Here is an 8,776-nt window from a genome sequence, read left to right on the forward strand (position 1 = left end):
CCCAGGCACGCCAGGTCTTTCAGTTCGTCACGGGTCATTGGACCGGTGGTGTCCTGRGAACCSACGGTGGTCATYTTCGGTTCGCAGTARGTGCCYGGACGMACRCCSGYYACGCCGCAYGCCTTGCCGACCATYTTCTGCGCCAGGGTGAAACCCTTGGTGCTTTCRRYYGGRGCWTCMGGYTTSTTGAACAGRTCSRACRCTGGCAGRCCCAGYTCGGCGCGMGCCTTSTCGGTCAGGCCACGGCCGATGATCAGCGGAATACGACCGCCGGCACGGACTTCGTCCARCAGCACMGGGGTCTTCATTTCGAAGGTAGTGATGACTTCGTCGGTACCGTGCTTGCAGACTTTGCCTGCGTGCGGGTACAGGTCGATCACGTCGCCCATGTKCATGTTGGYGACGTCGAATTCGATTGGCAGKGCGCCRGCATCTTCCATGGTGTTGTAGAAGATCGGAGCAATCTTGTTGCCGAAGCAGAAACCGCCAGCACGCTTGTTCGGCACGAAAGGCACGTCATCGCCGAAGAACCACAGCACCGAGTTGGTGGCGGATTTACGCGAAGAACCGGTACCGACCACGTCACCGACGTAAGCGATCGGGAAGCCTTGGCCGCGCATTTCTTCGATCTGCTTCATCGGACCGGTGACGCCTTGGACGTCAGGCACGATGCCGTCGCGAGCCATTTTCAGCATGGCCAGGGCGTGCAGCGGGATGTCCGGGCGGGACCAGGCRTCCGGGGCAGGGGACAGGTCGTCGGTGTTGGTTTCGCCGGTGACCTTGAACACGCGCAGGCTGATCTTGTCGGCCAGTACAGGGCGGTTTTTGAACCACTCGCCGTCAGCCCAGGATTGCAGCACGCCTTTGGCGTGAACGTTGCCGTTCTTGGCGCGTTCAGCGACGTCGTGGAACGCATCGAACATCAGCAGGGTGTGCTTGAGTTCTTCGGCAGCGACCGGGGCCAGTTCGGCGTCGTCCAGCAGGTTGACCAGCGTGACGATGTTGTAGCCGCCTTGCATGGTGCCGAGCAGTTCAACAGCGCGCTTCTTGTCGATCAGAGGGGATTGGGCTTCGCCTTTGGCGAGGGCGGACAGGAAACCGGCCTTTACATAGGCGGCTTCGTCCACTCCAGGTGGAACGCGATTGGTGATCAGGTCAACGAGGAAAGCTTCTTCGCCAGCCGGGGGATTCTTCAGCAGCTCGATCAGGCCTGCAGTTTGTTCGGCGTTAAGCGGCTGGGGAACGATACCCAGTGCTGCACGCTCTTCGATATGTTTGCGGTAGGCTTCAAGCACAGTTATTACCCTCATCAGTGGTCCCAAATGGGTGTCCGGGACGCTCATCCCGAATTGCCGTACTCATGCGCTGCATGGCGTTGTGAGCCATTTAGCCAGAATTACCGACAATTCCTTACAGAAGCTGCTTTCAAAGTTTTACGCCTGCAGAACGGGAGCTGATGAGGGTTGGCGCTGAGCTTTTCCCCGCTGGAAAAACCCTTCGCCAACACCGCTCTGAAGGAACGACTGTGCTCGTGACGCTTTGAAAACAGCTTCTAACGGACATTGGCGCCTTAAAAGGCTGGCTGATTCTACGGCAAAAAGAAATTAAAGGTAAGTTAGGCCTTTAACTTTGAGGGGTGATGAATGTTAGACAAAGGGCTAACATGCGCGCCTGTTCTGCTTTTCCGTGTTTTGCCTACCTATGCCCAATCAGACCATCAAGACCCCCTGCGTCGGCCTTTGCTCCACTGTTTACGGTGACTTGGTGTGCCGTGGCTGCAAGCGTTTCCACCACGAAGTGATCAGCTGGAATGGTTACAACGAGGAGGAAAAGCGCGCGGTATGGCTGCGTCTTGAGCTATTGCTGTCCCAGGTGATGGCCAGCAAGCTGGAGGTTTTCGACCCTCAGCGTCTGCGTTTGCAACTGGAGCAACGCAAAATTCGTTTTGTGCCGCATCAGTCGGAGTATTGCTGGGCGTATCAGCTGATTGCCCGTGGGGCGCGGGTGATCAATAACCTGGAGGCCTACGGGATGGTGCTGATGCCGGAGTTTCGCGACTGGAACCTGCCGGAATTGCGTGATGCCATTGATCGAGAATTTTTCTTGCTGTCTGAAGCGCATTACCAGCGTTACATTGCACCGGGCTTCCTGAAAGACGGCTTTGGCGGCTGAAAGCATCGTCGGAACGCCGCCCGAACCAAGCTCGCTCCCACAGGGGATTAGCGTCGTTCACACGACCAATGTGGGAGCGAGACCGGCTTGCCGGCGATGGCGTCCGCTCCGGCACCACAAACCTTAATGCTGCGCCACTTCATCAAGGTGATCCTCAATCTCCTGCGGCTTGAGCACCAGTACATCGCTCTCCACCTTATCCAGCACCACTTCCGCCGTATTGCCGATCAACGCCCCCGACAACCCTGAGCGCGCCACGGTGCCGATCACGGTCACTGCCGCTTGCAGTTTGTGCACCATGAATGGAATCAACACATCCGCCGGGCCTTCCTCGATATGCAAATGGTCATCGTCGATGTCGAATTCCGCCTGGAACGCCCGGCACTGCTCGCGATAGCGCGCCTCGATGGTTTCCTTGAGCTGGAAGGTCGGGTCGGCCGACGACAGCATCGGCGACGGATGTGCACTGATCACATGCAAATGCCCCTTGGCCAGGCTGGCGATGTCATAACCGTAATCGATGATGGTGTTGTGCAGGTGACGGTGTTCGCCATCGCTATTGCCCACGTCGATCGCGGCCAGAATGACTTTGTCTCTCCAGGAACCGGCCGTTTTCACCAGCAGCACCGGAGTCGGGCATTCACGCAGCAGTTTCCAGTCATCCGGAGTTAGCAGGGCCTTTTTCAGCGGGTTGTCCGGGTAGTGCTGCTTGACCACCAGCCCGCAGCCCTCGGCTTGCTGCACGTCGATGATGGTTTGGTGCAGGCTCTGATTCCAGGCCTGCTCGGTCGTGACGCTGTAGCCGTCGGCTGAAAGCGCGGCCTTGAGCACCCCCAACATGCCGTTGTGATCATGCTTGGGGTCGCCGACAAGCAAGTGCAAATGGGCCTGGGTCACACCGGCAATCAATTTGGCCCGTTTGAGCGCCAGGCTTTCCAAGTGTTCGGGTTCGATGACCACCAGAATGCTGCGAATGGCTTGCATGATCGGGATCTCCATAAACGGGTAAAAAAGCACGGCGTTGCACAACTATAGTTGCTGCTAGCTAACCAGGTACTTGATGCATATCAACGGTTGGCGACTGGTGGTCTGTCGGCAGGCCGGTATAATCGCGCCCTTCATTTTTGAACCCTTTATCCGTGAGCCCCATGATCCTTCCCGAAATTCACGAGTTCCTCGGCTGCCGTACCCCTGACGGCTGGGTGCAGGCCGCACTGGCCGATCAGGAAACGTTGCTGATCGACCACAAGAACTGCGAATTCAAGGCCGCCAGCACGGCGCTGAGCCTGATTGCCAAGTATCACTCCCACGTCGACCTGATCAACCTGATGTCGCGCCTGGCCCGGGAAGAACTGGTGCACCATGAGCAAGTCATGCGCCTGATGAAAAAGCGCAAGATCGAGCTGCGCCAGTTGTCCGCCGGTCGCTACGCCTCGGGCCTGCGCAAAGTGGTACGCAGCCATGAACCGGTGAAACTGGTGGATACGCTGGTGGTGGGGGCTTTTATCGAGGCCCGCAGCTGCGAGCGTTTCGAGGCGCTGGTGCCGCATCTGGATGAAGAACTGGGCAAGTTCTACTTCGGACTGTTGAAAAGCGAGGCGCGGCATTTCCAGGGTTACCTGAAACTGGCTTACCAGTACGGCGACGCCAAGGACATCGCCCAAGTGATCGATAAGGTCCGTGCGGCAGAGCAGGAACTGATCGAGTCACCAGACGTGGAGTTCCGTTTCCACAGTGGCGTACCCGCTGCGGCGTGATGCCTTGTAGTGCCATCGCGAGCAAGCTCGCACCCACAGGGAAATACATTCCAAAATGTGGGAGCGAACCTGCTCGCGATAAGGCCATCAGCACCACCGCAACATCCGCTCAGCGAGTCAAACCCAGGCGTTCGTGCCAGTCGGCGATGGACTCCTCGGGATAAACCTCGAACTGCTGATCACCCGTATGCGCCTCAACCTCTACCCACGGCGCTTTTGAGCCGAGCATCAAATGCGTGTGCTCCGGAGGTACCGGCAGCGCGGTGTCGATGGCGGACGCAAACGGGTGGATCAGTTCCGGCCATTCAGGGCTGAACAGCCACAGTCCCGTACCACAAAGGGCGCAGAAATGCCGTTCGGCGCTGCTGCTGTGCGCCCGTTTATCTCCTTCATCCTTGAGTCGTGCATGGTAAATCGCGATGTGCTTTCGACCGCGTACCTTGAGGCTCTTGGCCTCGCCGCCGAGGTTGATCGCATAGCCGCCACCGCCCTGTGTCTTGCGGCAGATCGAGCAGTAGCAACGCTGATAAGGGTAGGGGTGGGCGCTGTTCAGGCTGAATGACACGGCGCCGCAATGGCAGGAGCCTTCTAGCTGCATGGTCGCCTCCCTCACGTATTGGGCTTATCCGCCAAGTCTAGACTTTCAGGGCTCGGGATGAACGATAACGCGGTTTACCGGGTGGGCACCCGCCACAAATACCAAGCCGCCACCGTCCGATACGGGCTCCACGGCAACCCGATCTCTACCATCTGCTTACGCGTCGGCTGCACTTCCAGCCGCTTCAGTCGGCGATAACCTTCACGCACGCCAAAGTCATCGGCGGGCAAAATGTCCGGTCGTTCGAGGCTGTAAATCAGCAACATCTCAACCGTCCAGCGGCCGACCCCGCGCAAGGTGATCAAGCGCTCGATCAACGCCTCATCTTCCATCGCCAACGCTGTCGCATACTCCGGCACCACGCCGTCCAGCGTCGCTTGGGCAATCCCTTGAATGGTCGCGATCTTGCCCGCCGAAAACCCGCAACTGCGCAGTTGATCGAACCCGGTCGCCAGAATCTGTTCCGGCCGTGGGAATGCCTCCGACGGAAACAACGCCAGCAACCGCCCGACAATCGCATCCCCGGCCTTGGCGTGCAGTTGCTGATAGGCAATCGCCCGCACCAGCGACTCATACGGATYGCGAGCCGCATGGGGTTGGTGCAGACACGGGCCGATGGCGGCGATGTGACGTGCCCAGTCTGCGTCGAGGGACGCTAAAAACCGGGTCGCCGGCAGATAGGGATCGGGCATGGCGATCAAGGGTTTCCGGTCGTTTTCAGCAGGGCGTTAACTTCACCGTAAGTAAACGCCTTGAGGTGGCTGGTATCGAGTTTTCCGGTCTCCAGAAAACTCTTGGCCAGCCCGGCCATGGCGCCATACAAAAACTCGGCGATGCCCGAGCCGGCACTCAAACGCCGCACGCCCAGTGCTTTCAAGGCTTCAAGCGATGGCAATCCCGGCAGGCCCAGCACATTCACCGGCAGCGTGGTGCCGTGGCACAGCGCGGCGATTTCATACTCCGCCGACACTCCCGCGGCAAACAGCCCGTCGGCACCCGCCGCTTGATACAGAGCGGCGCGCTTGAGTGTTTCGGCCACGCGATCTTCGGCCGGCACCAGTCCTCGCAGGTACACATCGGTGCGCGCATTGATGAACAGCTTCACTTTGCGCTGATCGGCCACCTTGCGGGCCACTTCGATCTTGCGCACCAGCAACTCGGGCGCAGACGCGCCGTCCTCGATATTGATCCCGACCGCCCCGGCGGCAATCACCGCCTCAATCACTTGGGCAATCCGCGTCAGGTCATCGGAATAGCCGGCCTCGATATCCACGGTCAGCGGCAGCGAAATCACGCGAGCGATGGACTCGACGGTGGATACCAGACGTTCGAGGGGCAGGGCATTGCCGTCCGCATAGCCATGAGCCCAAGCCACCGCCGCGCTGCTGGTGGCCACGGCTTTGCAGCCCAGTTGCTCGACGATGCGGGCCCCGGTGGCATCCGCGACGTTGGTGAGGATCAACAAGCCTTCGTGGTGCAGTTGGTGGAATTGTGTGTCCATCGAATGTCCTTCCTGATGACAGTTGAGGCAATCAGAACGCGAGTGGTTGGGTCACCTGCATCGCTGCGCTTTCCAGCCGGAGCAGAAACGCCTTGCGCGGTTGTCCTCCACCATAGCCGGTCAGCGAGCCATCCGCACCGATGACCCGGTGGCAGGGCACCACGATGGCAAGCCGATTGTGCCCGTTCGCCAGGCCCACCGCGCGACTGGCGCCGGGTTTGCCCAATAGCCCGGCGATGCTGCCGTAGGTGCTGGTTTTACCGTATGGAATCTTCGCCAGTTCGGCCCAGACCTGCCGGTCGAACTCACTGCCAGGCAGGTGTAGCGCAACAGAGAATTCGGTGAGTTTGCCGGCGAAATACTGCGCCAGTTCCACCTCGATCTGCTGTAGATACGTGTTGTGCCCCGGCGCGACCGCGTAGCCATATCGGTTTTGCAGTTCTTCGACTTCGCGGGTCAATGCCGGACGGTCGAGGAATTCCAGCAGCACCAGCCCACGGCGCTCGGCCATGGCAATCATTGGTCCCAGTGGGGTGGTCAGCCGAGTGAAGAGCAGCGGCTCACTCTGAGCGGCTCGGCCCGGGGTGATGTGGAACGACTTTTGAAAGGCGTCACGGAAACCGCTGAGTGACTCATAACCCGAGTCGAATGCCGCGCTGTCGATGGAATCGCCTTGTTTGATCCCGCCCAACGCCATGCCGAGGCGGCGGGTGCGCAGCCAGGCGTGAAAGGTCATGCCCAAGTGCTGTTTGAACCAGCGCCGCAGTTTCAATGGCTCGATGCCCTCGGCCAGTAACTGGGCGTCGGTCCAGCGCTGCTCGGGATCGGCGTTCACCGACTTCAATAGCCTCTGCACCCAGTYGGGCGCGATGGCCGCAGCGTCCAGCGGCTTGCAGCGCAGACACGCGCGATAACCCGCCGCCAGGCATTCATCGGCGTGCGCAAAGAACTCGACGTTCTCCGGTTTCGGCGAACGCGCCGTACAGCCGGGGCGGCAGAAAATCCCGGTGGTTTTCACGGCCGTGAAGAACACCCCTTCATAGGCAGTGTCGCGTTCGAGCATGGCGCGAACCATTTCGGCGTGGGGCGGCAGTAAAGCGGTCTGTATGTTCATGGGCTGAGCATAAAACCCTGCGGGCGGTGTCTCCACCGGAAAATCGACAAAGAATTTTTATGGCCCTGGGCTACAGTGATCGGGTTACTGATCAGGCTGCCAAACAGGAAGGGATTTCATGCAACCGTTCACGATTCAACACATCGATCACATTGTGCTGCGCGTCCAGGACCTGGAGCGAAGCATCACGTTCTACGCGCAGGTGTTCGGCGCTGAGCTGGTCAAGCGTCAAGACAATCTGGGGCTGGTGCATCTGCGCGCCGGGAGTTCCATGATCGATCTCGTCAGCCTGGACGGTGAGCTCGGGCGCAAGGGCGGCGGTGCCGCCGGCCAAGAGGGACGAAATCTCGACCATGTCTGCCTGCGCATCGAACCCTTCGACGAAGTAGCACTCATCAGCCACTTGCAGTCCTTTGGTCTGGCTCCTGAGAAAGCGGCCAGGCGCTTCGGCGCCGAAGGCTATGGCTTGTCGCTTTATTGCTTTGACCCGGACGGCAATCAGGTCGAGCTCAAAGGGCCGTCCAATGAAAACGTTTGACTCAATTCGTAGCAAACGGCCGCCGTTCCTTGAACCAGGTCAAGGCTTGCTGTTTGAACGCTTCGGCAGGTGGCGTTAACGGGTAGCGTTGGTCATAGGCCAATACGATGCGCTGCGCCGGCAACTCTTCGCGTATGGGACGACAGACCAGCGGCTGACCATCGTAGCTGTGGTCGCCGAACGGCCGGGTGTAGGTCAGCGCCACGCCGAATCCATTGGCCACGAGACTGCGCTGAAACTCGAAACTGTGGGTGCGCTGGACGCTGGCGGGCGAGAGCCCATGGAAGTTGAACAGGTCCAGTACGTGCTGCCAGCTGTGGATTTGGTCAGTGACCACCAGATTGCATTCACTGAGCGCTTGCAGACTGACATGGGGATCGTTTGCCAGCGGGTGATCAGCCGGCAACAGGGCATGGGCCGTCAGTTGGCACAGCTCAGTACATTGCGTGTTTGCCGGCAATCCCAGGTCGTATGTCAACGCCAACTCCAGGGTCCCTTCGGCGAGACGCTTGCCAAGGTATTCAAACCCGCCTTCGCGCATATCGACAGAGACCTGAGGGTAGTCCTGCTGCAGGCGCCTGAGGATCTGTGGCAGGCAATAAGGTGCCAGGTCCTCGTAGCAACCCAACACCAGTTCCCCGGAAAAGTCGCTGCTATCCGTCCCGATTTCCGAAAACGTCCGCGCCTCGGCCAGGACGCGTTTGGCCTGGGCCATCACTGTGTGGCCAAAAGGTGTCAGCGACACGCCGAGCCCACGTTGACGAACAAACAGCGGTTGGCCGAAAAGCTGTTCCAGTTCGGTGATGGCCGTCGATATCGATGGCTGGGAAACGTGCAACTCCTCGGCCGCCAGCGTGAGGTTGCTGTGTTTGGCCGCAGCGAGTGCGTAACGGAGTTGGCGCAGGCTGAACTTCATAAGATTTTCTTCGGTGATACATCAATACATATTATTTTATCATTGTTGAGTGTCATGAAATATTTGTCCTGCGGCCACCTTTATTTCTTGTTGAGGGAGTTTCAGGTCATGACACGCAGTTCGTACACCATTAGTGAAAAAGACATCGACGCCTTTCAGCGTGATGGGGCGGTTTGCCTG

The 8,776-nt window shown here is 59.2% G+C and carries 9 protein-coding genes and 1 pseudogene; 3 read left to right on the forward strand and 7 right to left on the reverse strand.

The genetic code is table 11. The features are described from left to right. Positions 1-1,295: pseudogene (locus AC1DSG_RS23235) on the reverse strand (bifunctional aconitate hydratase 2/2-methylisocitrate dehydratase); the annotation flags it as partial. Between the two features lie 406 nt (positions 1,296-1,701). Here AC1DSG_RS23235 and AC1DSG_RS23240 point away from each other — a divergent pair. After that, the gene (locus tag AC1DSG_RS23240; RefSeq protein ID WP_477792984.1) at positions 1,702-2,172 is read left to right on the forward strand and encodes a DUF1289 domain-containing protein; all 471 of its coding nucleotides are present in this window, start codon (positions 1,702-1,704) and stop codon (positions 2,170-2,172) included. A 123-nt stretch (positions 2,173-2,295) separates the two neighbouring features. Here AC1DSG_RS23240 and AC1DSG_RS23245 read toward each other — a convergent pair whose 3' ends face one another. Further along, positions 2,296-3,156, reverse strand: a complete 861-nt coding sequence (locus tag AC1DSG_RS23245) for a universal stress protein (RefSeq protein WP_477792985.1) — start codon at positions 3,154-3,156, stop codon at positions 2,296-2,298. Positions 3,157-3,320: 164 nt separating this feature from the next. On the opposite strand from AC1DSG_RS23245, the gene AC1DSG_RS23250 reads away from it, so the two are divergent. Further along, complete coding sequence (locus AC1DSG_RS23250; protein ID WP_046032069.1) at positions 3,321-3,929, forward strand: MiaE family protein; 609 nt, start codon at positions 3,321-3,323, stop codon at positions 3,927-3,929. A 109-nt stretch (positions 3,930-4,038) separates the two neighbouring features. Here AC1DSG_RS23250 and AC1DSG_RS23255 read toward each other — a convergent pair whose 3' ends face one another. The 4 genes from AC1DSG_RS23255 to AC1DSG_RS23270 all read right to left on the reverse strand — a co-directional run bounded on the left by AC1DSG_RS23255 (position 4,039) and on the right by AC1DSG_RS23270 (position 7,142). Beyond that, on the reverse strand, positions 4,039-4,527 hold the full coding sequence (locus tag AC1DSG_RS23255) for a GFA family protein (RefSeq protein ID WP_477792986.1): 489 nt from the start codon (positions 4,525-4,527) through the stop codon (positions 4,039-4,041). A gap of 74 nt (positions 4,528-4,601) precedes the next feature. After that, the gene (locus tag AC1DSG_RS23260; RefSeq protein ID WP_477792987.1) at positions 4,602-5,219 is read right to left on the reverse strand and encodes a DNA-3-methyladenine glycosylase family protein; all 618 of its coding nucleotides are present in this window, start codon (positions 5,217-5,219) and stop codon (positions 4,602-4,604) included. A gap of 5 nt (positions 5,220-5,224) precedes the next feature. Further along, the gene (locus AC1DSG_RS23265) at positions 5,225-6,028 is read right to left on the reverse strand and encodes an isocitrate lyase/PEP mutase family protein (RefSeq protein WP_477792988.1); all 804 of its coding nucleotides are present in this window, start codon (positions 6,026-6,028) and stop codon (positions 5,225-5,227) included. Between the two features lie 31 nt (positions 6,029-6,059). After that, positions 6,060-7,142, reverse strand: coding sequence for a bifunctional transcriptional activator/DNA repair enzyme AdaA (locus tag AC1DSG_RS23270; protein WP_477792989.1), 1,083 nt, complete (start codon positions 7,140-7,142; stop codon positions 6,060-6,062). Positions 7,143-7,260: 118 nt separating this feature from the next. On the opposite strand from AC1DSG_RS23270, the gene AC1DSG_RS23275 reads away from it, so the two are divergent. Beyond that, positions 7,261-7,680 carry a VOC family protein gene (locus tag AC1DSG_RS23275; RefSeq protein ID WP_477792990.1) on the forward strand — a complete coding sequence of 140 codons (420 nt, stop codon included), beginning with the start codon at positions 7,261-7,263 and terminating at the stop codon, positions 7,678-7,680. A 1-nt stretch (position 7,681) separates the two neighbouring features. Here the strand turns inward: AC1DSG_RS23275 and AC1DSG_RS23280 are convergent, their stop codons facing one another. Beyond that, the gene (locus tag AC1DSG_RS23280; RefSeq protein WP_477792991.1) at positions 7,682-8,596 is read right to left on the reverse strand and encodes a LysR family transcriptional regulator; all 915 of its coding nucleotides are present in this window, start codon (positions 8,594-8,596) and stop codon (positions 7,682-7,684) included. Between the last annotated feature and the right edge of the window lie 180 nt (positions 8,597-8,776).

The sequence above is a fragment of the Pseudomonas sp. P5_A12 genome, assembly GCF_056400685.1.